Below are 25,926 nucleotides of genomic sequence, written 5' to 3'. Positions count from 1 at the left end.
ACGCAACTAGCACAACAACGTTATGCCTAATTATTACCAACCTTAACCAATGATAAAATTCTTTAGAACAATACGCCACGACTATATGAAAGAAAACAAAACTGGAAAGTATTTAAAATATGCTATTGGAGAAATTATTCTTGTTGTTATAGGAATTTTATTAGCGCTTCAGATTAATAATTGGAATAGTGAATATAAGGCGAATAAGAATTTAAAGGAAATTTACAAACAAATACAAACTGACCTTAAAGTTGATACAGCAAGAATAGAGAGAACTATTGTTAAGTTTGACAAAAAAGATAAAATAATTCAGGACATTTTAGACAAAAAAATAAAACTTTCTTTTTATGACACAATAACCTCAATGAATTATAAAGATTGTTCTATATGTAGACCAGAAACAACATACTCCTACAGTTTCAAACCAATTACCAAAGGCTATAATTTACTAAGAGAGGCAAATTCTTTAACCGAGATAAAAAAAGATTCACTTGCAGATTACATTAATGATTTTTATTCCCAAATAATTCCTCGTATTGACAATCAGTATGAAGATATTCAAAATATAATATTTGAAAACATAAAAAATTATCAAAAATATTCTTGGTTTTCAGATTGGTATGAAAAGAAATATAATAGAGACCTTTTAATTTATCTTTTTGAAAGTGAAATGTATCGCAAAGAACTAAGTCGATTTAATATTTATACTAAACATATTTTTATAGAAACTTTGAAAAACTATAAAATTAGAGCTACAGAAATTTTAAAATTACTTGAACAGGAAATAGAAAAATAACCAAGGCATAACAACCATTAACCAATGATAAAATTCTTTAGATTATAGAAACATTATTTTGCAAAATAAAATAAAAGATCTGGCAGATCTTTGGTTGAGATAGCCGCTTGCGGAACAATAAAAGCAATAATTATGATTAAGTTCTTTAGACATATCCGAAAACAACTCCTTTCAGAAGGAAAAACTGAAAAATATATTAAATACGCCATTGGTGAAATTATATTAGTGGTTATTGGAATTTTAATTGCGCTATCAATTAATAATTGGAATGAAAACAGAAAAAATAAGATTACTGAAGCTGATTATTACTGTAGAATTTTAGACGACCTTGAACTTAATGAGAAGTTAATTGATGAAAATTATAAGCAGACAACCAACAGAATAAAACACACCAAAGCACTTATAAAAGATTTAAACAGCATACCAAATGATAGAAGCACAATCCTGAATAAATTTGTTGTTGCTTTAAGGCAGGATGTTTCTGTACCTAGTAATATTACTTTTGAAGATTTAACATCTTCGGGACAATTAAAACTGTTAACAGATATTAAATTAAAGAACAGACTAATTGAGTATAGTACATATTTAAACAACACCTTAAACCTACTGAAAGAAAATCGGAATGAAATTGTTAAAAGATATACGGATTTTGAGCTTATAACCGAATTAGGCTACCAAGATATTGAATATATACAACAAGAACTTGATAAGGAACATATTGCTTTTCTACCAAATATTAATTGGACTAACGACCCTACTCACCCATATTTCATAAAATTTCAGGACAATCTTATTTTTATTTTGGGTATGCAAATTAGGCATAAACAACATTTTTCTAATTTAAAGCAAGAAATACAAGAACCCATAAAGCTATTAAAAGACAAAAAATGTGAGTAACGAAAGTATAACGATGTGTACAAGCAATTACTTGTTCTCACCTACGTCTTCCAGATTCTACCAAACTAAAGAACGTTCAGATTACCAAACAGGCAATAAACCATAAAACCAACCCTACAAAAACATGCTTGCCTTTGTTATAAGCTAAACATTAAATAAATTAGTTTATTCTTCCGATACATACGTTACAACATTCTAGCCCAACTTATCTATATCTCATCTATAATTAAAAATCAGGGAACTAAAAAAGTATAGTATAGCTACAACGATATAGGATTCAATCTAGAAAATACTTAAGAAACAACTTGATTTTTAAGTATCGAAACATTAGTTTTGTTTAGTAATTATAGTTAATACATAAATATTATTTATGTATTCCATAAATATTATTACTGTTAAAATTAAAACAAACTACAACAACATACTTTTAAAATGGGCAAAACAAACACTTTTCAAAATATAATTAACGCCAGAAAGTTTATAATAGATTGCTATGTTGAAATGCTTTCGAGAATAAATGAAAACGACGTTATAGATCTTATAAAAAACAATAACACGCCAGAAATAAACAAAGAAAAGCTCTCTAGCGATAAAATTATTCAATCCTTAAGCATCTATTTTCAACTAATGACCCTAGCTGAAGAAAATGCAGCTACACAATACCGCAGAAAAAAAGAAAACCAAGAAGAACTATTTTCTATTAGAGGTAGTTGGGCAGAAGCTTTTAAAATTTGGAAAGACCAAGGTATTCATGAAGATGAAATGCTAGAATCAATTTCAAACACGCATGTTATACCGGTTTTAACCGCGCACCCAACTGAAGCTAAACGTGTTACCGTAATTGAAATTCACAGAGAACTGTATTTACTTTTAGCAAAAAGGGAAAACACATCGTTAAGCAAACTCGAACAAAACGATATTGAAGAAAACATTATTAGCCTATTAGAAAGATGGTGGAGAACTGGCGAAATATACCTAGAAAAGCCACAAATTGAGGACGAAAGAGCAAATGTGGTGTATTATTTTAGTAAAATATTCCCAAAACTACTAGAAAGGAGCGACGAACACTTAAAAGGCTCATGGATTGAAATGGGCTTTAAACCATCTAAAATAAAAAATCCTGATGTTTTCCCTAAAATTAATTTTGGAAGTTGGGTTGGTGGAGACCGCGACGGTCACCCCTTTGTAACACCAAGCATCACTAAAGAAACTTTAGAGCTACATCGTAAGCAAGCACTCTCTTTAATTAAAAATAAATTGGTGGATGCCGCCACCAAATTTTCAATTTCAGCCTTATCAAACCCTATTCCGTTTCAATTATTAGAAGCTATTGAAAAAAAATCTGCTGCCTTGGGAAAAGAAGGGGAAAAAGCCATAAAAAGAAACCCCTACGAGCCTTGGAGACAGTACATTAATTTATTGGTACTTAAGCTAGACAATACCATTAAGAATAACTTAACAGACTCTGGCTACTACTACAAATCAAGTAAGGATTTACAAGACGATCTTAGGTTCTTTAGGAGTGTTTTAATTGAAAATGGCATGAAAGGCTTAGCTGAAGATTTACTGTTCGCATTAGAAAGACTAGTAAGCTGTTTTGGTTTTCATTTGGCAAAATTAGATATAAGACAAAACAGTGCATTTCACGACAAAGCCATTTCACAGATATTGAAAAGCAACGGTGAAAAAGATTTTGAATTTGAAAATTGGGACGAACCTAAGCGCGTGGCTTATCTTAGCAAACTCTTAAAAAACAACGAGCCTATTACAGACATAACAGTGTCTTATGGCACTGAAGCCGACAATGTACTGGATTGTTACCGCGTTGTTAGACACCACATTAATCAATATGGTACAGATGGCATTGGCGCTTTTATAGTAAGCATGACACGTAATTTGAGTGATTTGCTCGTAGTGTATTTTTTAATGAAAGAAACACAGTTGCTAAACACAAACATTAAAGTTGTACCATTATTTGAAACTATTGACGATTTACACAATGGCCCAGAAATTCTAGAACAGTTCTTGCAGCACCCTACCACCCTACTTAGAGCTTCTAAAATTGAATACAAACAAGAGGTAATGCTTGGTTATAGCGATAGTAACAAAGACGGTGGCACCATTGCTAGCAAATGGAATCTTTTTAAAGCAGAGGAGAGACTATCGGAAATAGCAACAAAACACAATTTTAAAACTTATTTTTTCCATGGTGCAGGAGGTACCATAAGCCGAGGTGGAGGAAAATACCATCGGTTTTTAGAGAGCATGCCCAACAATACGGTAAATGGAACCATAAAAATTACTGTTCAGGGCGAAACAATAGCACAACTATTTGGAAACCCGCTCACCGCTACTTACAATTTAAATGCTTTAGCTTCTGGTGTGGCGAAACAAAATATTATTGGTAAACATAATTTTGATGCGCACAATTATCCGTTTGAAATAATGGAATATTTGTCACAAAAATCATTTGAACACTACCGAGAATTAATTGAAACCGAAGGATTTATAAACTTTTACGGTAAAGCAACCTGTATAGATGTACTAGAAAAGAGCAAAATTGGATCAAGACCCGCTAGAAGAACAGGCACAAGAACCCTTAACGATCTAAGAGCCATTCCATGGGTGTTTAGCTGGAATCTTTCGCGAATTAGCTTAACTGGATGGTACGGATTGGGCAATGCGCTAAAAACTTTAAAAGAAGAAAAACCCGATGCATTTCAAAATCTAAAAAAGAGTATAAAACACTGGTCGTTTTTTAGGTTTTTAATGATACAAACCGAAACTAACCTTATTCTATCTAACAAAGAAATGATGGCGCTCTATGCTAATTTAGATGATGACACCGATGAAAGAAAGGTTTTTATGTCTAAAATCTTAACGGATTATGATAATAGTTTCCGTTTAATTGAAGAGCTTTTTGATGAGCCTGCTACCACCCGAAGACAAGGCCAATATGATAACATTGAGTGGCGAAACGAAAAATTAAAAGTTTTACACCATTTACATATAAAACACTTAAAAGCGTGGAGAGCACTAAATGATGAAACTAGTAATGAAAAAGAAAAGACATTAACCAAACTTTTAAGCATTATAAATGCTTTATCTAGCGGATTAAAGAATACCGGTTAATTCCATTAGGAGTAAAATATCTTACATTAAACAAGGGCTATATCATTTCAAGTATTATATAGCCCTTTTTTCTCCTAAGAGCAAGCCTATAAATTATCTAACTGGTTACTGGTCTTATCCTCACTAATCGTCCAAAAGAAGCCCACGAAAAAGAACTGATCTAAAGCAGGACGCAACGCACGACGGTTAAAATTCCCATTCATATCCGGAGTATTGGCATATTGATAGCCGTTTATATTTTTAAATCCTAAAACATTATTTACAGAAGCATACACTATTTTTTGCGGACTAACCAAATATGCCCAATTTAAACTCAAACTATTAAACGCTTTAGTTTTTTCATTTAAAAACCCTGGTTTGTTTGGGTTGGTAAACGTTCTACCTGATGCATAAATATAACTAAACCCTACTTGACTCTTCCAATCGTCTATCCAATATTTAGCTACTGCAGAAAAATTATGGGTATTCGCAAAATTAGGCTGTGCTTTTTCAGGAAAGTTTCTGTAGTCTCGCTTAGTATCTAAAAACGAATAGCTCAACCAATAATCTACATTTTTAATGCTTTTGCTATCTCTCCCAAAAAAGTCTATGCCTTTTGCAAACCCATAACCAGTGTTTGTAAAATTGCTATCGAAACTTGGAAACTCGCCACTAAACTTTGCTAAACTATTATAATCTTTATAATATGCCTCGGCTCTAAATATTTTTCTATCAGCATTGTATTGGTAATTTAAAATATAATGTTGAGCATTTGCAGGTTCGAAATCTTGATGAAACTTTAATACATCAGGCGATGGACTTTGGTAAAAATCACCATAAGCCAATGATAACTGACTTTTACTAGATATTTTGTAAGCAATGGTTGCCCTAGGCGCTAAAGTAAAACAATTAAACAGCTCATTATATTCCCCTCTTAATCCTGTTTTAAACGCTAAGTTTTTAGAAATAAAGATATCAGCTTCAGCAAATGCTGCTGCAATATTATTGTTGAAACCATATTTGGCATTATCAACAAACTCATCGTTGTACCGCTCTTCAAAATTAGTTTTAAAATACTCAGCACCAAAGTATAATTTAAAGCGATTATTAATTCGGTTTTTGAATTTCAGTTTAGAATGCACCGATTTTTCGGCATCCCTTATATCGCTTTCGCCAAATTTTATGTTGTTTTTTGCATTAGTGAAACTAAATCCGGTTTGCATGCGCCATGTATCGCTTAAAACACCACTATAAGAGCCGTTTAAATAAAAGTTATTATTGTTTAATTTAATGTATTGGCCTGCGGGAAGGTTTATATCTTCTTGTGTTAACTCAAAATTACTAGCATCAAAAGCGCCATAAAGTTTAAATAATCCGGCATCTGTTTTTTGCCTAAAAACCACTTCACCAGAAGCAGATTCTGGTGCTTTAATAAAATTATTTCTATTTGAAAAAATAGTATTGTAAGGCGCTAAATTCACATAAGAAGCATTAACGCTAACCGAGCTTTTCTCCCATTTTTGGGTATTTCCTAAAGTAGCACCTACGCTCATAACACCTATATCTGTTTTTTCTTGGTCGGGCTCATCTATTGTATTTAGCAACAATACACTAGATAGCGCTTGCCCATATTCGGCAGAATAACCGCCAGTGGAAAAGGTAATACCGTCAAATAAAAACGGAGAATAACGTCCGCGTGTAGGCGCGTTGTTTGTTGTGGGTGTGTAGGGTGTAAACACGCGAATACCGTCTATAAAAATTTGTGTTTCGTTGGCATCTCCACCACGCACAAATAGGCGACCATCTTCGGCAACCGTAGTTGTTCCAGGCAACGTTTGTAAAGCACCCACAAAATCTCCTAAAGCACTAGCTGTTGTTACCACATCCAAAGGTTTTAACACATTTACCTTACTATTGTCGCCTGCGGAAAATGTACCTGCGGATAATACCACAGCATCCAACGTATTTACGTCATCTTTTAATTTTATAACAATATCTTTCATGTAAGATACATCACCTACCATCGTGAATGTTTCATAGGACAAAAATGATACGATTAAAGTTTGGGTACCTGTTTCTGATGTTGAAAACGAAAACTTACCATTATCATCGCTTGTGCCTCCATCATAGGTGCCTTGTAAATAAATATTGGCGCCTACTATGGGGTCTTTTTTTGCATTGGTTACTACACCGCTTATTTTGGTTTGTCCGTGCAATTTAAAAACTATAAGAAGGATTAAAATGGCATATAAATTTTTCATGATATAAAATTTGTTCGCTTTTTGATAGCACAAATTTGAACCAGAAAAGCGCCAAAAAAAATTTACAATTACCGAACTGTTATTTTTTTAAGACGAATTGTATTTAAAAAAAATACAAAAAAAAGACTTCAATTTTTCAAAAACAATAGTTTAAAAAAATAGAAGATTTTAGAAAGGATAACGTTCTAATCAAAACGTTTTCTATAAAATATTTCCATTTTTAAAAGTTAAAAAACAGGTTCATATAAAATGAATTTCTTTTAAAATACCAACTATTATTTTTTTCCTATATTAGCATAACATCTTCGGTTAAATCTAATCAAAATCATCTAAAAATCACCAATAGATTTTATCTATACATCACACTTAAACAATTATTAACCAACTAGTTTAAATAGTTTATATCATTAAAAGATTTAAATAGTGCGTTTTAAGTAAAAAACAGATGTACCGCTCTAAAAACTAATAAAAAAACTTATAAAATTACTTTAAAAAAATTACGTTTTAATGTAACAAATCAAAATTAAAAGCTACTTATACGTTAACTAAACCACCAAAATTTTTGAGCACAGAACTAGAACATAGCTTTGTTGAATTATTAGAAAAGCATCAAAACATCATACATAAAGTATGCAGATTGTACACAAATAATTATGATGCACATAATGATTTATTTCAAGAAATAACCATTCAGCTCTGGAAAGCGTATCCAAAATTTCGTGGCGATGCAAAATTTAGTACTTGGATGTACAGGGTAGGATTAAACACAGCCATTACCTTATACCGAAAATCTAAACGACGTGTAAGCACCCAGGATTTTGAAGGTGTAGCGTTTAAAATGAAAGCTGAAGAATATGACAACACAGAAGAGGAACAATTAAAATTATTATACAAAGCCATACACCAATTAAACGATATTGAAAAAGCACTCGTTTTTCTGTATTTAGAAGATAAGGATTATAGAGAAATAAGTGAAACACTTGGTATTAGCGAAGTAAATGCACGAGTGAAAATGAACAGAACGAAAACTAAACTAAAAAACATATTAAATCCGTAAACCTATGGATGGATTAGACTTATTAAAGAAAGATTGGAAAAAAAGCGAAAGCAAGTACCCAAAACTTTCATACAACGAAATTTACAAGATGATACTTAAAAAATCATCATCTATTGTAAAATGGATATTCATTATTAGCTTATTAGAATTCGCATTCTGGTTTGGCATTGCCTTTCTACTTAAAGGCACCTCCTTTTCTGGTAAAATGCAAGCATTAGATTTAGATGCTGTACTAATACCCATATCTATAATAAGTTACCTTGTTATTTTTTACTTCTTTTACTTATTCTATAAAAATTACAAAAACATCTCCTCTACCGATAATGCCAAAGTACTAATGGAGAATATCTTAAAAACCCGAAGAACAGTAAAATATTATGTTATTTTTAATCTAGCATCAATCTTTTTCGGTACAGCATTGGGCATTTATTACGCTATAAATCACGATTCAGAATTTATTGAAAAACTACAGCAAGCCTCTGTAAATGGCAATGAAACAACATTATATGCCATTATCATTGCATCAGTTATCGTTATGCTAATTATAGCTGTTAGTATTTTAGCTTTATTTTATTGGTTAATATACGGCCTTTTGCTAAGACGTTTAAACCACAATTACAAAGAACTAAAACATCTAGAAGCGTAAATTTTATTTGGGCGTTCCCCTGCGGGTCGCGCTTTTCGCTGCAAGTCCTCGCTCGTACCTCGCTGTGGGCTATCCGCTGCAATCGCTAACGCAGGCTTGGGCATTTGTTTTAAATTATCGCCTAAACATTAAAGTGTTCAACTTTAACAACATCACCAACTTGCATAGAATTTAAATGTATGCTACCTACCCTAACCCTTACCAACCGCAAGGTAGGAAACCCAACAGCCGAAGTCATTTTACGTACTTGCCTAAACTTACCCTCGTTTAACGTTATAGACAACCAAGTTGTAGGGCCATGGCGTGCGTCTCTTATTTTTTTAGAGCGTTCAGGTAAATTAGGTGTGGCATTTAACTTAAACACCTTACAAGGCTTGGTTGTGTATTTCTTGCCATCAAAACCTATTTCTACGCCAGCACTTAACTTTTCAATCGCTTCGTCTGTAATATCACCGTCCACCAAAGCATAGTATTCTTTATCTACTTTTTGGCTATTTATGTAATCGCTCATTTTGCCATCGGTGGTAAGCAATAACAACCCCTCACTCTTTTCGTCTAATCTGCCAATAGACATGATACCTTCTGGAAAATCATAAAGTTCGCCTAAAAATCGTTTAGATTGCTGTTTGGAGTCGTTACTTTTAAACTGACTTAAATACCCGTAGGGTTTGTATACCACAAAGCAGCTAAATGCAGTTTCCAGCATATTATACTTTATATTTTTTTAGCAAAAATGTTTTTTTAAAACTATTAAATAAGTTGATGCTAATGTAAAGTGCTGTTTGTTTTGCTTTTAGTTTTTGTTTAAATTTTTTGCTAGATTTATTAAAGTATTCGCTAATGCTATAAAGTTTAGAAAGCCCCATTTCTTTACACAAACCATAACAATGATAACGCAAATAGGGCGCTATCCTTCTGCCCCTGTAAAGCTCAAAGGTATACATACTATGCATATAAGCCTCGTTCTTAGCTAGATTAAATGTTTTACCTCTAAATAAATACGAGTCCCGTTTAACAAACATAAAAGCTACAATAGCATCATAATCCTTTATACCAACACAAATTTGCCCTTCTTTGAAGTAGCTAACCAAATCTTTATAATATGATCCCGCGATAAGGCGCTGCGCTTTTTCAATGTCGTTTTCATTAAAATGAGATATCGTAAAACCAGATGTATCCCCTTTGACTTTAGGAGGAACTATGGTTTCGCTTCCTTCAAGCGTCCAGTAATACGGCATAATATCTATACCTATTTTCGCTAATCGGTTTCTTAGTCCTTGAAAAAACAAACCGTGCCGAATTATATTCCAAAACCATTTTAGCCTGTAAAAACGACTTTTATTACCAACTTCCATTATGTACCCAATCCAAATTTACGTCCGTATTTACCGTTTCCAGGCTCTAAGCGCATATGCTGTCTTAATGTTTTTGGCGACATTACCTGCCTTTCATTAGCCTCTGCTATCACATGAACGCGTTCCAACATTTTAGAATTAGTTGCCAATTTTGTTCTAGCCGAGTCGTACCAAATATTATCTTCTAATCCAACACGAACTCCACCACCAAAAGCGATAGATAGGGAATTCATTTTTAATTGCTCGTTACCAATACCAGCCAAACTCCAAAAAGATGTCTCAGGCAAATCATTAATCATAACACCAGCATGCAATAAATTAGCTTGTGAACATGCAATGTTACCAAACAGCAAATTAAAATAATAAGGTGGCTCTATTAAATTCTTCTTCCTTAGGTATTTGGCATAATTTATCATTCCTATATCAAAAACTTCTAACTCTGGCACAATATCTTTTTCTTTCATTATGGTTGCCAAATCTGCAATCATATCTGGTGCGTTTATACTGGCCGTTTTATTAAAGTTTAAAGAACTTAAGGTTAAACTGCCCATATCTGGTTTTAAATTTCCTTCTAAAAATAAAGGATCACTACGTTGCTCTAACTCCCCAAAGTCCCTACCACTTAAAGATAAACATAACACTAACTCTGGTGCAAACTTTCTTATGCCTTCCACTATTTTGGCATATACCTCTTTTTTGTAGGTTGGCACGCCTGTTTTTGCATCTCTAGCATGCAAATGCACCATAGTAATACCTATTTCTGAGGCTTTATGGACATCTTCTATAATTTCAGAGACAGATACTGGCACATGAGGTGTCATATCCTTAGTAGGTATCATACCAGTAGGCGTAAAGTTTAATATAAAATCGTTATTCATAGGCATATAGTATAGAAGAGACACAAATGCGTGACTGTTCTTTTTTAATAGGAAAGACAAGTTAAAAAATTACTTGCAAGTGTATCAAAAATTTTCGACCAAAATAGTATAAACAAGTTCTTTAGTAGGTTTTTGTTTACCAATTTTATCTCGCACAACAGCAAATGCCACCTTAAAATCGCAACCAGATTTGTAGTTTGTACAGCCATAGGCCGTTTTACCTTTTATAACCTTACCGTTTTTGCATTTAGGACATATTAATACATCTGGTTTCGGTTTAACGATGTTTTGTTTAGGCTCTAATTTTAATTTAAAATTTTCATCAAACCTTAGCAGTCCTTCAACAAGTCCTGCATCTGTTTTAAACCCTTTTAGATTTACTGTAGATCCCTTTTTAATTAACCTAAGCAACTGTTTCTCTGAAACCTTTTTATCGTGAACCTTAAACGGCATTACAAAATCGCATCCCGATTTATATGCACTACAGCCATAGGCCGATTTACCTTTAATAATTTGTCCGTTTTTACACTTAGGGCATTTTTCAGCAGTAATCCCCCCTTTAGCCTTAGCCTTGGCCTTTGATGCCTTTTTTTGAACAGTAGCAGCGTGAGAAATATTAGCGCGCTTTGTCTCACTTCGCACTTCATATACCAAGGCATCAACCATACGTTTCATGTTTTTTATAAATGCTCCTGCGCTATACTCGCCTTTTTCAATATCCTTGAGCTGTTTTTCCCATTTACCTGTAAGTTCAGCAGATTTTAGCAAATCATTTTGAATGGTTTCAATAAGCTGAATACCTGTTTCTGTTGGTAATACTTGCTTTTTATTACGTTTTATATATTTTCGTTTAAAAAGTGTTTCGATAATATTGGCTCGGGTTGACGGCCTACCTATACCGTTTTCTTTCATTAAATCCCGCAACTCATCATCGTCTACTTGTTTTCCTGCGGTTTCCATGGCTCGCAACAAAGAGGCTTCTGTAAACTGATTTGGTGGTTTGGTTTCCTTTTCTAAGAATGAAGGCTCGTGTGGCCCTTGTTCGCCTTTTTCAAACTTGGGTAATATTCCAGATTCTTTTTCTTTTTTATTGGGATTTTCAAAAACAATACGCCATCCTTTTTCTAAAATTTCCTTGCCTGTAGTTTTAAAAACTACTTTGGCTGCACTTCCTAAAACTGTAGTGTTTGCCACTATACAATCCTCATAAAACACAGCAATAAAACGCTTTACAATAATATCGTACACTTGTTGCTGATTGTATTGCAAAGTGGTTTGCATACCCGTTGGTATAATAGCATGATGATCGGTAACTTTTTTGTCGTTAAAAACCTTACTCGATTTTTTTATTTTTTTTCCTAAAAGCGGCTGGGTTAACAGGCTGTAATTTGTAAGTTTTTTTAAAATACCAGAAACCTTAGGGTAGATATCGGTCGGTAAAAATGTAGTATCTACCCTTGGGTAGGTTACTACTTTACGTTCGTACAGTGCTTGCACTATTTTTAGGGTCTCATCGGCCGAAAACCCAAATTTGGTATTACAATATACCTGCAAGCCTGTTAAATCAAAAAGTTTAGGCGCATATTCCTTTCCTTTCTTTTTGGTAATAGATTCAATTTTAAAATCGCTTTCCTTTACTTTATTAGCTAAAGCCTCTCCATCTTCTTTTTTAAGAAACCGTCCGTCTTCATAACTAAATAGCGTATCGCGGTATAAGGTTTGTAATTCCCAATAGGGCTGCGGCTTAAAGTTTTCTATCTCTTTAAACCTGTTTACAACCATAGCCAAAGTTGGGGTTTGCACACGACCAACCGATAGAACTTGCTTGTAACCTCCGTGTTTTACGGTGTACAATCTTGTGGCATTAATACCCAACAACCAATCTCCAATAGCTCTAGAAAAGCCTGCGTAGTATAAATTATCGTAATCTGAAGCGGGTTTTAAACTTTCAAAACCTTCTTTTATAGCTTCGGTAGTTAATGATGATATCCACAAGCGTTTTACCTCGCCGTTATAGTTCGCCTCATTCATCACCCAACGTTGAATAAGCTCTCCCTCCTGCCCTGCATCACCGCAGTTTATAATTACCTCGGCTTTTTCAAATAAGCGTTTTACTATTTTAAATTGTTTTTGAATCCCAGAATTTGAAACTACTTTGGTTTCAAACTTTTCTGGAAGCATGGGCAGATTGTTTAAATCCCAACTTTTCCAATAAGCTTTGTAATCTACAGGTTCTTTAAGGGTACACAAATGCCCAAAAGTGTATGTTACGGCATAACCGTTGCCTTCAAAATAGCCATCGTGTTTGGTATTCGCACCTAAAACAGCAGCAATTTCGCGGGCAACACTTGGTTTTTCGGCTATACAAACTTTCATGTACGTTTTCTAATTACAAGCGTGCAAATTATGAATTTTGATATGATTTTTGAAGTGAAGTTTTTAGGAGTTATTAACGGGATTTTTGAGACGGATTCCTATAAACTTAAAAAATATAAACCCTTTAATGATTAATATCCTAACTTTAGGTACAGACCTAGTTTTCGTTAGAGCTTGAGTCCCGCACGTACAGGCATAAAGCCCCTCCTAAAGAGCGACTTGCAAAAGCCCAAACCGACAAGGTAATAGGCAAAAACTTTTAATCATCTATTTTCCACTTGCGCAGTTTATCTAACTCTGCCTGTGCTTTTAATTCTGCTTCGGGAATTACTTTTAAAAACGATGGATGTTGCTCTATAGCATATTCTATTTTTTTTACGATGTCCTCGGTAGTTTCGTTATCGTAATCGATATCTAAAGGCGCTTTAATCTCCATAGATTGCAGAATATTTTTCTTTTTTACGCGCAATCCCTTTTTATCAAAAGAGCGCCTAAAACCATCTATAACAATAGGAACTACAACTGGTTTGTAACGTTTTATAATATGTGCGGTTCCCTTTCTAATAGGTTTAAACGGGGTTGTAGTACCTTGTGGAAAGGTAATTACCCAACCATCGTCTAGCGCCTTACCTATATTAGAAATATCGCTCATTTTTACTTGTCGCTTTACATCTTTACCTTCGCTTCGCCATGTGCGCTCTATACTTACAGAACCTACATAGGCTAAAATTTTTGGCAATAAACCAGCCTTCATGGTTTCCTTTGCTGCTACGTAGTAGATATTAAGTTTAGGATTCCATAAGTAACCAATGTTTTTTATAGAATCTGTTCTACCGCTTAAACTAGCATTAAACACATGAAACATAGCTACTACATCAGCAAAATAGGTTTGATGGTTTGATATAAAAAGTACATTTTTTTCCGGAAGGTCCTTAATAATCTCAGAGCCTTCTATTTGCAATTCGTTAAATCCACGAAAACGCCTGTGGGTGATAGCTCCCAATATACGAATGAGCCATTTTTTTACAAAAAGTATGTGTCCGAAAGGATTTGTTTTAAACAATCCCATATCTTATTTATTGTTAAGGTTGGGCAACAAAGGTAGTAAATCTATTAGCTACGCCAACTGCTTAATTATATCTTTGATTTCACTTAACATCATAGCGGTAGCACCCCAAACAGTATAACCATTAAGCATAAATGCAGGCACCTCTATACCAGAACTATAGGATGTGGTAATTTTTTTTGAAATAATATTGTCATCATTCAGCAAATCTGTAAGTTTTACCTCTATTACTTGCTCAACTTCGGTATCTTGTTTTTTAAATTGTGGCGTTTCATTTAAAATACCTAAAAAAGGTTGTACACAAAAATTGCTTGGTGGAATATAAATTTGCGAGAGTTGTTTTATAATCTCCACAGTGTTTATTGGCACACCTATTTCTTCAAAAGTCTCCCTAACAGCAGTGTCTTTTAGGTTTTTATCTTGAGGCTCTATTTTACCTCCTGGGAAAGATATTTGGGCAGAATGTATTCCTTTATAAGTTTTACGAAGTGTTAATACCACCTGTACTTGAAGGTTAGCGTTAGGATAAAACAAAGCTAAAACCCCAGCTCGTTTTGCTTGTTGCAATTGTTCTTGAGAGTACTGCGCAAATGCTTTTCTTGTAGGTGGCACCATTTTAAAATGAGATGATTCGGCTGGTAGCTCTATATTTTTTATTTTTGAAAGCAGTTTTACAAAATCATCAAAACTCATTATTTATGCGTGTTGTATTATTTTTAAGTCTTTTTGTGTTATTTCTGAATTGTGAAGATAAACAATCTAAAAAAAAATCTACCCTAAATACTAAGGATACTACAACTGTAATAAAACAAATTACCGCAAAGAAAGACACCACAGGTAGCGTATCGCCAAAATTCCCTGTTTTAGATACTAAAAACGCAATGGAATTCTTTTTAGTTTATGAAAAAGAAAACCCTGAAAATACCGTTAGAATCTCAACCGACTTTGGTGATATTGATATTTTACTATTTGAAGAAACTAAATTTCATCGTGCCAACTTTATTTATTTAACAAAACGCAAGTATTACAATGGCACTCAGTTTTATCGTGTTATAGATAATTTTATTATTCAAGGCGGTAGTGGTGACGACAGAAAAACTGGTGTAAAACGTAAAAATATTGGCAGATATTTGCTGCCTCGAGACACCAATAGGGGTTTTAAACACGATAGAGGTACTATTTCTATGCCTAGTAGCGATATTGAGAACCCGCATAAACTGGCATCTCCTTACGAGTTTTTTATTGTACAAAAGCAAGGAGGCGCTCACTTTTTAAATGGCGATTACACAGTTTTTGGGAAAGTAATTAAAGGTATGGATGTTGTAGATAAAATTGCAGCTGTAAAAACAGATGAAGCCGACTGGCCTCTTAAAAACATATATATAAGAAATGTAGTCATCCTTAAATAAACATTACATTTCTTTTGAATAAATGTTGGGGAGAGATATTTTAAATTTCACGGCTATTAACCTTACCGCAATAACTACACTACCAGAAATGACCAAGACAAAATTTTCCTTAATAGGAAACTGAATTAAGGTAAAATACGTAATACCACCTAAAATGCAGGCGGTTGCATATACTTCTTTTCTAAATATTATTGGTATTTCGTTACATAAAATATCCCTAATTACGCCTCCAAAACTAGCAGTCATTGTGCCTAGGGCAATACAAATTATAGGGTGTAATTCAGCCACCAATCCTTTTTCAATACCCAATAAAGTGTAAAGTCCAATACCTATAGTATCGAACAGAAAAAGTGAGGTTCTCAAATAGTTTATTTTACTTCTAAAAATTATGGCAAAAATTGCAGAGCCAAGAATAATGTATGAAAACATGATGTTTTCCATCCAGCCAACAGGCATATTTCCAAGCAACACATCGCTAAGTGTGCCACCGCCTACAGAGGTTACAAAAGCAATAATTAAAACACCAAAAACATCCATTTTTTTATTGAATGCCACTAGCGCACCAGAAATGGCAAAAGAAATAAGGCCTAAAATATCTATGATGAAAAAAATATTCATTTTAAAAATTTGTGTTTTTAACGTTTTTTTAAAACTGCTTTTTGTGTTTATAAACAACCAAACACTACCATGTTTTTAAATGGCTGCCAAAGGTAGGAATTACTAATACAGATAAGTTTAATTATTCAAAAAAAATAATGTTTTACACTCAAGAAATGAAATTAGCCTAAACGATTTTTATAAACGTCCTACGTAAATCCTGCAACAAATTAGAAATTCACACCAATTCCACAAAAAATGAAATTTGGTTCTCTTGGATCCCGCAGATGGCGGGATAAGCGATTCACACAAATTCCACTAAAAAGTGAAATTTGGTTCTCTTGGATCCCGCAGATGGCGGGATAAGCGATTCACACAAATTCTACAAAAAAGTGAAATTTGGTTCTCTTCGATCCCGCAGGTGGCGGGATAAGCGATTCACACAAATTCTACAAAAAAGTGAAATTTGGTTCTCTTCGATCCCGCAGGTGGCGGGATAAGCGATTCACACAAATTCCACAAAAAATGAAATTTGGTTCTCTTCGATCCCGCAGGTGGCGGGATAAGCGATTCACACAAATTCCACAAAAAAGTGAAATTTGGTTCTCTGCTTACATATCTTGGGTATAGAAATTATAATCTTTAAGAATAACATCAATAAATTCAATATCGCTACCCTGCTTAACTTCTTTAATGCCTACTACTTCTATAAGTTTATTTCTTAGCTTTATTAGTGTTGAGTAGTCTTTTGCTGCTTTTGCTCGTGTAAATGTATCTTTTATAATACGGGCATCGTTATCAGACAGCTTAATAACATTGGGATATGTTGGCTTGTAATTGGTGTTTAATTGTTCTAAGATAGTATGATTAATATTAACTTTATCACGCAAACTAATTACACCTGTTCCTGCTGCCATATCACCTAAACGTTGTAATTTTTTACTAAAAACAATAACAAAAAAACCAATACCAAAAAGCCAAACATCTACTATTCTAAAAAACCACCGTACTACATAATCAGAAAACGTGGCTTGAAATCCATCAATTTTTACCACACGAATTTTTAACGCCTTTTTACCAATGGTTTGTCCGTCCAAAAACGTTTCTAAAGCTAATGTGTAAAACATTACTGGAAAACTTAATACAGTGTTAATGCCAATTTGCGACCATTGGTCCATATCTTCAAAAACACCAAAAACCTTATTTAAAACCAACAAATAGCCTATTTTAATGGCAGTATCTATAATAAATGCAACCAAACGTTCACCAACTCCTGCAGCCGTAAACTTTATTTTTACATTTTGCGTCGTGTTAATTTGTAACTCTGACATTTTATATTTTAATTTATCTCTTGTATGAGAGAAGTTGCATTTATTAAGCAAAATAAAGAAAAATGGTTGAGTTTTGAGAACGCTATTTTTAATAATAATTTTAAAGATCCCGATGAACTTGCCTCAAATTACATTCAGCTTATAAACGATTTGGCTTACGCCCAAACCTACTACCCTAAAAGTAAGGTGATTACCTATTTAAATCAGCTCGCTGCCAAGGCATTTCAAAAAATTTATAAAACAAAACGACAGGATACCAACCGTATTATTGGTTTTTGGAAAACCGAAGTACCATTAATTTGTTACCAGTACCGAAAATTTATCTACGTAGCGTTTATCATCTTTTTTGCTTTTACGTTTATTGGTGCTATTTCCGCAGCTAACGACGGCGAATTTGTGCGGTCTATTTTAGGAGACGACTATGTGGATATGACATTAGAAAATATTGAAGCGGGCGACCCCGTAGCTGTGTACAAAAGCGGCAGTAACTGGGGCAGTTTTATAGGCATAACCATAAACAATTTACGTGTTGGTATTATTGCGTTTGTTCTTGGCGTGTTTTTAGGTATCGGTACGCTTTATATAATGTTTAAAAACTGTATTATGTTGGGTTCTTTTCAATACTTTTTTTATGAAAAACAAGTGTTTTGGGAAAGTGTACGAGGTATTTGGATACACGGTGCTATGGAAATTTTTGCTATTGTTATAGAATGTGCAGCAGGTTTAATTTTAGGTGCCAGCATTTTATTTCCTGCAACATACTCTAGATATACCTCTTTTAAGCTAGGTGCTAAAACTGGTATTAAAATTTTAATTAGCACATTTCCGTTTACCTTTTTTGCTGGTTTTCTAGAAGGTTTTATTACTAGATATTCTAATACTATGCCCAATTGGTTATCGGTTGGTATCATATTAATTACACTAAGTATCATTAGTTTTTATTATTTGGTTTACCCGTACAAAGTTCAAAAACAAATCACCCAAACACCTGTTCCGCTAACTACTTAATGAAACCAAAAGCCCTACACATATGTTTAAGTATAGTAGTTTTGATATTAAATTATCAAACTTTAGTTGCTAACTCTGCTACCCAAGAACCACAGGTGTATCGGGTTTTCGATTCTAATTTTAAAGAACGCTATGCTAGTGATAAATATAATTACGAAGGCAAAAAAGTAGTTGGCAAAACTAGAGGAGGATCTGGAACATATGAAGATTATGATAAAAACAAAACCAGAACCGAAGAAAAAAACAATGCTGATGAAGTTGTTATAAATCTTGGCCCTTTTGGGTTCTTGTTTTATATCATTTTAGCTATCGCCGTAGTGTATTTAGCTTACGTTTTATTAAACGAGGGCGGCACCGGCTTATTCGCTTTTAACAAAAACAAAAGCATACAAAGATTTGATGAGATTACTGCCGAAAATATTGAACATGCCGATATTAATTCACTTATAAAAGAAGCTGAAAACAATAACGATTACAGGCTCGCCATTCGCTATTACTATCTTTTGGTATTAAAAACGTTAAGTTTAAAAAATCACATAAAATTTGAAGACGACAAAACCAATACAGAATACTTAAACGAGCTTAACGAAAAGCCTTTTAGCAAAAACTTTTCTTATGTATCCTATTTATACAATTACATATGGTACGGTAAGTTTAATTTAGAAGCATCGCAGTATGCCAAGGCTAAACTTAATTTTACAACACTTTTAAATCAGGTAAATTAAATGAAAAAACTTTTACCTGTTATATTGGTTATTGTGGCGCTTATTGTAGTTGCTGCATTAACGTTTGGAATAAAACGCACCAAAACCGTAGATTGGGAAGAATCCTTTAACGAAAAAAGCAACAAGCCCTATGGCACTAGTGTGCTTTATAAAGAATTGCCAAATCTTTTTAAGGGTAACAAAATAAGAACCGTATACCACCAACCATCAAGCTATCTTACTGCTAATTCTGAGTTTGGATATGGCGATCATCATGCCGAAGGCAATTATATAATTATTGGAAATTCTGATTATCTCACTAATTTTTCGGTAGATAAACTTCTAGATTTTGTAGATGTTGGTAACACTTTATTTATTTCAGATTACTACTATGCACAACGCCTACACGATACATTAGGAATTGATGTAGATTTTGAATACAACAGTAAAAAAGATAGTATTTCGTTACTGTTATTCAAAAATAAAAACTTAAACAGTAGCAATATTGATAAGAATGAAGGCGACTACTATTTTTCGCGTTTTGATAGTATTAATCACACCATTTTAGGATATGCGAAAACCGATATAAATCGTGTAAATTTTTTAAAAATACCTTTTGGTAAAGGACAAATTTTACTACACACTGAACCTAAAGCGTTTACTAACTATAATATTTTAAAAAACGAACGGTATCGCTATGTAGAAAACGCACTGTCTTATTTACCCGATGGCGATGTGTATTTTGATTCTTACATAAAACGACAAACGCCCTATGGAGAAGCCGAAAAAAGATCGAACCTAAGTTGGTTTTTAGAGCAACTGTCGTTTCGTTGGGCGTGGTATACCGCATTAATTTTCACTTTGCTATTTATGGTTTTTAATGCAAAACGGAGGCAGCGTGTTATAAAAATTGTAAAACCACTACAAAACACATCTTTGGCATTCGTAAAAACCATATCTAATTTATATATTGAAACTCAAGATTATAAAAACTTAATCGATAAAAAAATCACATATTTTTTAGAAAAAATCAGAAGCGATTTCAATATCGATACCGCAGTTTTAAACGACGATTTTATAAAAAAACTAGCCACCAAAGCGGGTAGAAAAAAAGAAGATGTAGCACAATTAGTTAATTACATAAAATGGTTGCGCACAAAAAATGAGCTTTCTGAAGAAAGCCTCATCAAATTAAATAAATTTATAGAAGCTTTTTATTCTCAATAATTATGAACGAAAACAAAGAAGAAACAAACCACGAGGATTTTTTACCTAAACCAGAGCAAGATGTGGTCTCATCTGTAGACGATAGCGTTTTAAATAACAACAACAATGATTTGGAATTTAAAAACCGATTAGATTTATCTGAGCTTCAACAAAGCGTAGCCAAAATAAAATCTGAAGTTGGTAAAATTATCGTAGGGCAAACCGATATGGTTGATATGTTAATTGCCTCATTGCTTGCTAAAGGCCATTCTTTAATTGAAGGTGTTCCTGGAGTTGCAAAAACGGTAACTGCTAAATTGTTGGCAAAATCTTTAAGCGTAGATTTTAGCCGTATTCAATTTACGCCAGATTTAATGCCTAGTGATATTTTAGGGACTTCGGTTTTTAATTTAAAAGATTCTGAATTTGAGTTTAAAAAAGGCCCTATTTTTTCCAATATGGTGTTAATTGATGAAATTAACCGTGCACCTGCAAAAACCCAAGCTGCATTATTTGAGGTAATGGAAGAACAACAAATAACAATAGATGGGCACAAGTATAAGCTAGATATTCCCTTTATGGTATTAGCAACACAAAACCCCATAGAACAAGAAGGCACTTACCGTTTGCCAGAAGCGCAACTAGATAGGTTTTTGTTTAAAATAGATGTAGATTACCCAAATTTAGAAGAAGAAATAGAAATCTTATCGAGAGAGCACGATTTAAAAGAGGGCACAAAAACAGAACAAATCACCTCGTTTTTAACAGCAAAACAAATTGCTAACTACCAAGGGTTGGTAAGTAAAATTATTGTGGAGCAACATTTATTAAAATATATAGCAGAACTAATTGTAGCCACTAGAAGTAACCGCTTTTTATATTTAGGCGCATCACCAAGAGCATCAATATCTGTATTAAAGGCAAGTAAAGCCTTTGCTGCCATGGCTGGACGTGATTTTGTAACACCAGAAGATATTAAGCGTGCAGTTACCCCTGTATTACACCACAGGGTTATAGTAACTCCAGAGCGCGAAATGGAAGGTGTGACGAGTAAACAAATTATAAATCAGATTATTGAAACTGTTGAAATACCTCGTTAAAACAGTTACAGTAAACATAGGGCAGTTTTCAACACTGCATTATAACCACCAACATTTAACGAAAAACCAGTAACCAGTAACCAATAACCAATAACCAATTTATTGAAACCCCTAAAACCCTTCTACATACAACCCCGATTTTTTTATGCTGGCATTTGCATTGTAGTACTTTTTGCATTGAGCTACTTTATACCTGTACTATTTAACATCGCACAGTTATGCATTTTGGTTTTATTAGGTTTGTTTTTTATTGATGTTTTAATTGTGTTTGCTGGAAAACAAAAAATTGAGGCTAAAAGAATTGTTCCTGATAAATTTTCAAATGGCGATACCAACCAAATTAAAATTTATATTAAAAATAATTATGCATTTGTTGCGTACGCAGAAATTATCGATGAGGTGCCCGAACAATTTCAAATTAGAAATTTTAAAATTAAAGCAACCATATACCCTAAAAAAGATAAATTTATATCTTACAATTTAACACCTAAAGAACGTGGCGAGTATCATTTTGGGTTTTTAAATATATATGCATCTTCAGCCATAAAATTAGTAGCCAAACGCTTTATGTTTGAAAACGAAGTTATGGTGCCCACCTATCCCAGCTTTAAACAATTAAAGAAGTTTGAACTTCTAAACATTAACAAGAACGCCATGGATTACGGACTTAAAAAAGTACGTCGATTAGGGCACACCATGGAGTTTGAGCAAATTAAAGATTATGTATTAGGCGACGATTTGCGCACCATAAACTGGAAAGCCACAGCTAAGAAAAACCAGTTAATGGTGAATCAATTTCAAGATGAAAAATCGCAACCTGTATATTCCATTATAGATAAAGGGCGTATTATGAAAATGCCTTTTAATGGGCTAAGTTTATTAGATTATGCTATTAACGCAACTTTGGTGATAAGTAATATTGTTTTAAAAAAACATGATAAAGCAGGTATGTTGTCGTTTTCAAAAAAAATTGAAAATGTTGTGGTTGCCGAACGTAGAAGCGGACAAATGCAACTTGTTCTTGAAGCACTTTACAACATAAAAACAGATTATTTTGAAAGTGATTTTGGCCGACTTTACGCTAATATTAAAAGACATATTACCCACAGAAGCTTGCTTTTAATGTACACTAATTTTGAAACCTTAGACGGCTTAAACAGGCAACTGCCCTACTTAAAAGCCATTGCTAAAAATCATTTATTAGTTGTTGTGTTTTTTAAGAATACAGAAATAGACAAGCTCATTAACAATAAAGCGGACACGGTACAACAAGTTTATGATAAAATAATTGCTGAAAAGTTTGATTTTGAAAAGCGCTTAATTGTAAACGAACTTAAAAAGTTTGGTATCTATTCTATTTTAACCACTCCTGAAAATTTAACTGTAGATACTATTAATAAATATTTAGAAATTAAGGCTCGTGGGTTGCTGTAAAATACTAGTAAAAAAATGTTAATTAAACTTTCTTTTATTAAACCAACTACCAATAAAACTTAAGTTTAAAGTGAGTTTATGAAAATTTTCTTGAACTAAACTATTTTGTAGAGTCCCTTCCCCTCCGTATGAATATGCTATATTTAATCTCGATTTGTTTGATAAGGGCATTCCTAAACCAACTGAAACAAAATAACTCTCTATTTTTTGGTTAGATATGTCTAAAAAGCCAGTGTTATAATTTAAACCAAACCTGTATTTAACCCTGCTCCAGTACTTACTGTTTTCAATTGGTAAATACTCTGCCCCAAATGCATATATATTCTGGTTGGTGTAGCGCTCGTTATTTTGCAACTGGTTGGTATTATCCCAATACAGTTTTTTAAAATCTAAACTTGTAGTTAATGATGTATTTAGTTTTGTAACCATACCTAAACCAATAGATAGGGGCAATTCAAAATCATCAAGTTCGTTCTCCACTTCTTCATCAACTGTAATTTCAGTACCGCTAATTGAGGTTTTATAAGAATTTCTTGTTTGGCTACCCGTTAAATTTGCTGGTAAACCTACAACAGCACCTAAAGTAACTTCCTTATTGGCTGTTTTAAGCATATTATACTGTATACCTGCCTTTAGTTTAAGTCCATTGTAGTAGTTAACATCTGTAATATTTACTACAGATTCGTAAAACAAATTTGTTTCTTGATTTATGGAACCAAAAAGATATGATAAATCTAGCCCCAACGCTAGTTTTTTAGTTGCATTAAATCCTGTTGATAGGTAAAACTTGTTTAGTCCGCCAGACCCTGTAATTCTAGAAGCATAACTATCGGAAGAACCTTCAACGGGGTTTAAAATATCTATATCGTAACCAACTTTTGTGTAAGGTAAAAGTCCAAAACTCATGCCTAAATTCTTTGTAATTGGAAATGCCATAACAACATGAGAAATATTATAATCACTTGTATTTTCAGAAACTTCATCTGTTTTCAATGTAGAATACATACCATTTAAACCAAACTCGTACAGAAAGGTTTTTTGCCTTATATTTCCCAAACTAGCTGGATTAAATAAGTTTATTTCATCAGAATTATTTTGTGCTATTCCCGTATTTCCCAAACCTGTTAAACCCCCTGTTGCCGTCTTATTTTCTACGCCCAAACCAAATAAAGAATAGGGTGTACTGGTATCATTTTGAGACCAACACGGTGATGCAATACTTATAAGGAACAATAATAATTGTATTTTATTCATTTAAAATTTAATTTAATAGCTTAGGTAAGCTACACTTAGTTTAATATTGTTATTGTTTTCATCAAAATCATCAATCACTATTCTGTCTACTGTTTTGTTATAATCTAAAAATTGAACCATTATGGCATAGTTTAAATCGTAATTTGAAGCCAAAATTGTTTCTACAAACCCACTCATGTCTACGCTGTAATATGTGTTTTGGTTAAACTCATCATCATTTTGATTTAGAACTGCATAAGCTGCATTTGAATCTATATCGGTTAGCTGATTAACAATTCTGTTTTTATGGTCTACTACATAAACAGCCAAAGAGTCTTTTAGTGGTTGAGCATTACTGTAGCTATTTGTAAGCGGGCTAAATGTTAACTCTGCTTTAAGTGCTGTACTTTGGCTAGATAGAGCGTTTAAATTTTTAATTGTAGGCAGTTCTATTCTTGCCGATATACCAGTACCTGCTTGTGCAAAAATTAACTCGTTAGTATCATGACTAGAAATAGTTGTTTCTTGATCTGGCAAATAATCCATTAATGTATTGTCTAAAATATTGTTTATAGCATTAAATTGTTTGCTTGTAGACGATACAAAGAAATCTATTACTTGGTTGTTATCTTCGCTACTATCATCAACATCTTCGGTGTAAAACAAGCGCATGCTAGTATTATTGTTTAAGTCTGAATACGATTTGAAGTTAAATCCTAAAATATGACTGTTAGTAACTGTATCAGGTATTACAGTTAAACCTTTGAAATATTGAAGAAAATCGTCTACTGTATTAATATCATTATCTCTTATTTTATTAAAAATATCTTCACCTAAATCTTTGTTTAGGGGAATATATATGGAATCTGAAGTGCTGTTTGGTCTGGGCGTAAATGACACTTCGCCAAGTACTGCTTCATCATATTCTAGCTTAGATAAATTATAAAATTCATAACCTTCTTTGGGTTCAAAATCATCTAATAAACGATGTACCTTATAGGTTTGCAAATGTGTTGTGTCGCCATAATGGTAGGTATCGTAATTTAAAATCAAACCAATAGAATCGTAAACTGCACTAGAGCTAATAGAAAAATTAGAGTTATTTACCTGAAAGTAGGTTTGCGCCACTAAATCCCCAAAATACGCATCCTTTACACTTCCTAGTAAAATACGGCCAGTACCAGATGTAACTAAAGAATCTAATTTAAATGTTCCTGCGTTTACAGAGAATGTGTCTATTATTTTAATACTTATATTATTCTCTATAAAATCGCTACCAACAGGATAGTTTTTTATATCGTCGCTACAAGAACACATAAAAAACAAACTTAAACTGCACACAAAAAATATCTTCATTTTACTTTTTTAAAACGTAAAATTACTAGCAGAAAAAACGGATGGCTTCTCTAAATATACCAACCCCACATTTTTATAGATGAAGATGTAAAAAATATGTTAAAT

Annotated in this window: 22 protein-coding genes; 11 read left to right on the top strand and 11 right to left on the bottom strand. The window is 33.2% G+C overall.

Going from position 1 to position 25,926, the window contains the following annotated elements:
* The first annotated feature begins 85 nt into the window (after nucleotides 1–85).
* From CLV33_RS08405 to CLV33_RS08395, 3 genes are all read left to right on the top strand, one after another.
* Nucleotides 86–796: a DUF6090 family protein gene (locus CLV33_RS08405; protein ID WP_105473528.1), complete on the top strand. Its 711-nt coding sequence runs from the start codon at nucleotides 86–88 to the stop codon at nucleotides 794–796.
* A 132-nt stretch (nucleotides 797–928) separates the two neighbouring features.
* Nucleotides 929–1,693, top strand: a complete 765-nt coding sequence (locus CLV33_RS08400) for a DUF6090 family protein (RefSeq protein WP_146109724.1) — start codon at nucleotides 929–931, stop codon at nucleotides 1,691–1,693.
* Nucleotides 1,694–2,125: 432 nt separating this feature from the next.
* Complete coding sequence (locus CLV33_RS08395) at nucleotides 2,126–4,825, top strand: phosphoenolpyruvate carboxylase (RefSeq protein WP_105473526.1); 2,700 nt, start codon at nucleotides 2,126–2,128, stop codon at nucleotides 4,823–4,825.
* Between the two features lie 86 nt (nucleotides 4,826–4,911).
* Here CLV33_RS08395 and CLV33_RS08390 read toward each other — a convergent pair whose 3' ends face one another.
* A complete protein-coding gene (locus CLV33_RS08390; protein ID WP_105473525.1) occupies nucleotides 4,912–7,065 on the bottom strand; it encodes a TonB-dependent receptor in 2,154 nt (717 codons plus the stop codon).
* A gap of 562 nt (nucleotides 7,066–7,627) precedes the next feature.
* Between CLV33_RS08390 and CLV33_RS08385 the strand changes: the two genes are divergently transcribed.
* Entirely contained in the window at nucleotides 7,628–8,122 is a 495-nt protein-coding gene (locus CLV33_RS08385; protein WP_042245977.1) for an RNA polymerase sigma factor, read from the top strand.
* Nucleotides 8,123–8,126: 4 nt separating this feature from the next.
* Complete coding sequence (locus CLV33_RS08380; protein ID WP_042245980.1) at nucleotides 8,127–8,768, top strand: hypothetical protein; 642 nt, start codon at nucleotides 8,127–8,129, stop codon at nucleotides 8,766–8,768.
* A gap of 121 nt (nucleotides 8,769–8,889) precedes the next feature.
* Here the strand turns inward: CLV33_RS08380 and CLV33_RS08375 are convergent, their stop codons facing one another.
* The 6 genes from CLV33_RS08375 to CLV33_RS08350 all read right to left on the bottom strand — a co-directional run bounded on the left by CLV33_RS08375 (nucleotide 8,890) and on the right by CLV33_RS08350 (nucleotide 15,136).
* Nucleotides 8,890–9,474, bottom strand: coding sequence for a pseudouridine synthase (locus CLV33_RS08375; RefSeq protein WP_105473524.1), 585 nt, complete (start codon nucleotides 9,472–9,474; stop codon nucleotides 8,890–8,892).
* Nucleotide 9,475: 1 nt separating this feature from the next.
* Complete coding sequence (locus CLV33_RS08370) at nucleotides 9,476–10,123, bottom strand: GNAT family N-acetyltransferase (RefSeq protein WP_105473523.1); 648 nt, start codon at nucleotides 10,121–10,123, stop codon at nucleotides 9,476–9,478.
* A complete protein-coding gene (locus tag CLV33_RS08365) occupies nucleotides 10,123–11,001 on the bottom strand; it encodes a BKACE family enzyme (protein ID WP_105473652.1) in 879 nt (292 codons plus the stop codon). Before CLV33_RS08365 ends, CLV33_RS08370 begins: the two co-directional genes overlap by 1 nt.
* 84 nt (nucleotides 11,002–11,085) lie before the next feature.
* Complete coding sequence (locus CLV33_RS08360) at nucleotides 11,086–13,377, bottom strand: type IA DNA topoisomerase (RefSeq protein ID WP_105473522.1); 2,292 nt, start codon at nucleotides 13,375–13,377, stop codon at nucleotides 11,086–11,088.
* Between the two features lie 259 nt (nucleotides 13,378–13,636).
* Nucleotides 13,637–14,446: a lysophospholipid acyltransferase family protein gene (locus CLV33_RS08355; RefSeq protein ID WP_105473521.1), complete on the bottom strand. Its 810-nt coding sequence runs from the start codon at nucleotides 14,444–14,446 to the stop codon at nucleotides 13,637–13,639.
* Between the two features lie 48 nt (nucleotides 14,447–14,494).
* Nucleotides 14,495–15,136 carry an NUDIX hydrolase gene (locus tag CLV33_RS08350; RefSeq protein ID WP_105473520.1) on the bottom strand — a complete coding sequence of 214 codons (642 nt, stop codon included), beginning with the start codon at nucleotides 15,134–15,136 and terminating at the stop codon, nucleotides 14,495–14,497.
* Nucleotides 15,137–15,141: 5 nt separating this feature from the next.
* Between CLV33_RS08350 and CLV33_RS08345 the strand changes: the two genes are divergently transcribed.
* On the top strand, nucleotides 15,142–15,852 hold the full coding sequence (locus CLV33_RS08345) for a peptidylprolyl isomerase (protein WP_105473519.1): 711 nt from the start codon (nucleotides 15,142–15,144) through the stop codon (nucleotides 15,850–15,852).
* 3 nt (nucleotides 15,853–15,855) lie between these two features.
* Here the strand turns inward: CLV33_RS08345 and CLV33_RS08340 are convergent, their stop codons facing one another.
* Complete coding sequence (locus CLV33_RS08340) at nucleotides 15,856–16,470, bottom strand: trimeric intracellular cation channel family protein (protein WP_042246019.1); 615 nt, start codon at nucleotides 16,468–16,470, stop codon at nucleotides 15,856–15,858.
* A 590-nt stretch (nucleotides 16,471–17,060) separates the two neighbouring features.
* The gene (locus CLV33_RS08335) at nucleotides 17,061–17,780 is read right to left on the bottom strand and encodes an RDD family protein (RefSeq protein ID WP_105473518.1); all 720 of its coding nucleotides are present in this window, start codon (nucleotides 17,778–17,780) and stop codon (nucleotides 17,061–17,063) included.
* A 24-nt stretch (nucleotides 17,781–17,804) separates the two neighbouring features.
* On the opposite strand from CLV33_RS08335, the gene CLV33_RS08330 reads away from it, so the two are divergent.
* From CLV33_RS08330 to CLV33_RS08310, 5 genes are all read left to right on the top strand, one after another.
* Nucleotides 17,805–18,788: a stage II sporulation protein M gene (locus tag CLV33_RS08330; protein WP_105473517.1), complete on the top strand. Its 984-nt coding sequence runs from the start codon at nucleotides 17,805–17,807 to the stop codon at nucleotides 18,786–18,788.
* A complete protein-coding gene (locus tag CLV33_RS08325; RefSeq protein ID WP_105473516.1) occupies nucleotides 18,788–19,513 on the top strand; it encodes a hypothetical protein in 726 nt (241 codons plus the stop codon). The genes CLV33_RS08330 and CLV33_RS08325 overlap by 1 nt, the downstream gene beginning before the upstream one ends.
* Entirely contained in the window at nucleotides 19,514–20,719 is a 1,206-nt protein-coding gene (locus CLV33_RS08320) for a DUF4350 domain-containing protein (RefSeq protein WP_105473515.1), read from the top strand.
* 2 nt (nucleotides 20,720–20,721) lie between these two features.
* Complete coding sequence (locus tag CLV33_RS08315; protein ID WP_105473514.1) at nucleotides 20,722–21,798, top strand: AAA family ATPase; 1,077 nt, start codon at nucleotides 20,722–20,724, stop codon at nucleotides 21,796–21,798.
* A 102-nt stretch (nucleotides 21,799–21,900) separates the two neighbouring features.
* A complete protein-coding gene (locus tag CLV33_RS08310; protein WP_105473513.1) occupies nucleotides 21,901–23,232 on the top strand; it encodes a DUF58 domain-containing protein in 1,332 nt (443 codons plus the stop codon).
* An 18-nt stretch (nucleotides 23,233–23,250) separates the two neighbouring features.
* On the opposite strand, the gene CLV33_RS08305 is transcribed toward CLV33_RS08310, so the two are convergent.
* Nucleotides 23,251–24,486, bottom strand: a complete 1,236-nt coding sequence (locus CLV33_RS08305) for a hypothetical protein (RefSeq protein WP_105473512.1) — start codon at nucleotides 24,484–24,486, stop codon at nucleotides 23,251–23,253.
* A 12-nt stretch (nucleotides 24,487–24,498) separates the two neighbouring features.
* Nucleotides 24,499–25,821, bottom strand: coding sequence for a DUF4270 family protein (locus tag CLV33_RS08300; RefSeq protein ID WP_105473511.1), 1,323 nt, complete (start codon nucleotides 25,819–25,821; stop codon nucleotides 24,499–24,501).
* Between the last annotated feature and the right edge of the window lie 105 nt (nucleotides 25,822–25,926).

The sequence above is a fragment of the Jejuia pallidilutea genome, from assembly GCF_002973595.1.
Classification (GTDB): Bacteria; Bacteroidota; Bacteroidia; order Flavobacteriales; family Flavobacteriaceae; genus Jejuia; species Jejuia pallidilutea.
Note: the sequence above shows the minus strand (reverse complement) of the source record. Positions and strands in the feature narration are given on the sequence as shown.

What these genes read in the sequence shown, in the direction of transcription:
- CLV33_RS08395 (WP_105473526.1), top strand. Translation starts at nt 2,126, where the DNA reads ATGGGCAAAACAAACACTTTTCAAAATATAATTAACGCCAGAAAGTTT.
- CLV33_RS08350 (WP_105473520.1), bottom strand. Translation starts at nt 15,136, where the DNA reads ATGAGTTTTGATGATTTTGTAAAACTGCTTTCAAAAATAAAAAATATA.
- CLV33_RS08355 (WP_105473521.1), bottom strand. Translation starts at nt 14,446, where the DNA reads ATGGGATTGTTTAAAACAAATCCTTTCGGACACATACTTTTTGTAAAA.
- CLV33_RS08370 (WP_105473523.1), bottom strand. Translation starts at nt 10,123, where the DNA reads ATGGAAGTTGGTAATAAAAGTCGTTTTTACAGGCTAAAATGGTTTTGG.
- CLV33_RS08325 (WP_105473516.1), top strand. Translation starts at nt 18,788, where the DNA reads ATGAAACCAAAAGCCCTACACATATGTTTAAGTATAGTAGTTTTGATA.
- CLV33_RS08330 (WP_105473517.1), top strand. Translation starts at nt 17,805, where the DNA reads ATGAGAGAAGTTGCATTTATTAAGCAAAATAAAGAAAAATGGTTGAGT.
- CLV33_RS08380 (WP_042245980.1), top strand. Translation starts at nt 8,127, where the DNA reads ATGGATGGATTAGACTTATTAAAGAAAGATTGGAAAAAAAGCGAAAGC.
- CLV33_RS08390 (WP_105473525.1), bottom strand. Translation starts at nt 7,065, where the DNA reads ATGAAAAATTTATATGCCATTTTAATCCTTCTTATAGTTTTTAAATTG.
- CLV33_RS08340 (WP_042246019.1), bottom strand. Translation starts at nt 16,470, where the DNA reads ATGAATATTTTTTTCATCATAGATATTTTAGGCCTTATTTCTTTTGCC.
- CLV33_RS08305 (WP_105473512.1), bottom strand. Translation starts at nt 24,486, where the DNA reads ATGAATAAAATACAATTATTATTGTTCCTTATAAGTATTGCATCACCG.
- CLV33_RS08360 (WP_105473522.1), bottom strand. Translation starts at nt 13,377, where the DNA reads ATGAAAGTTTGTATAGCCGAAAAACCAAGTGTTGCCCGCGAAATTGCT.
- CLV33_RS08315 (WP_105473514.1), top strand. Translation starts at nt 20,722, where the DNA reads ATGAACGAAAACAAAGAAGAAACAAACCACGAGGATTTTTTACCTAAA.
- CLV33_RS08300 (WP_105473511.1), bottom strand. Translation starts at nt 25,821, where the DNA reads ATGAAGATATTTTTTGTGTGCAGTTTAAGTTTGTTTTTTATGTGTTCT.
- CLV33_RS08405 (WP_105473528.1), top strand. Translation starts at nt 86, where the DNA reads ATGAAAGAAAACAAAACTGGAAAGTATTTAAAATATGCTATTGGAGAA.
- CLV33_RS08320 (WP_105473515.1), top strand. Translation starts at nt 19,514, where the DNA reads ATGAAAAAACTTTTACCTGTTATATTGGTTATTGTGGCGCTTATTGTA.
- CLV33_RS08365 (WP_105473652.1), bottom strand. Translation starts at nt 11,001, where the DNA reads ATGAATAACGATTTTATATTAAACTTTACGCCTACTGGTATGATACCT.
- CLV33_RS08400 (WP_146109724.1), top strand. Translation starts at nt 929, where the DNA reads ATGATTAAGTTCTTTAGACATATCCGAAAACAACTCCTTTCAGAAGGA.
- CLV33_RS08335 (WP_105473518.1), bottom strand. Translation starts at nt 17,780, where the DNA reads ATGTCAGAGTTACAAATTAACACGACGCAAAATGTAAAAATAAAGTTT.
- CLV33_RS08345 (WP_105473519.1), top strand. Translation starts at nt 15,142, where the DNA reads ATGCGTGTTGTATTATTTTTAAGTCTTTTTGTGTTATTTCTGAATTGT.
- CLV33_RS08375 (WP_105473524.1), bottom strand. Translation starts at nt 9,474, where the DNA reads ATGCTGGAAACTGCATTTAGCTGCTTTGTGGTATACAAACCCTACGGG.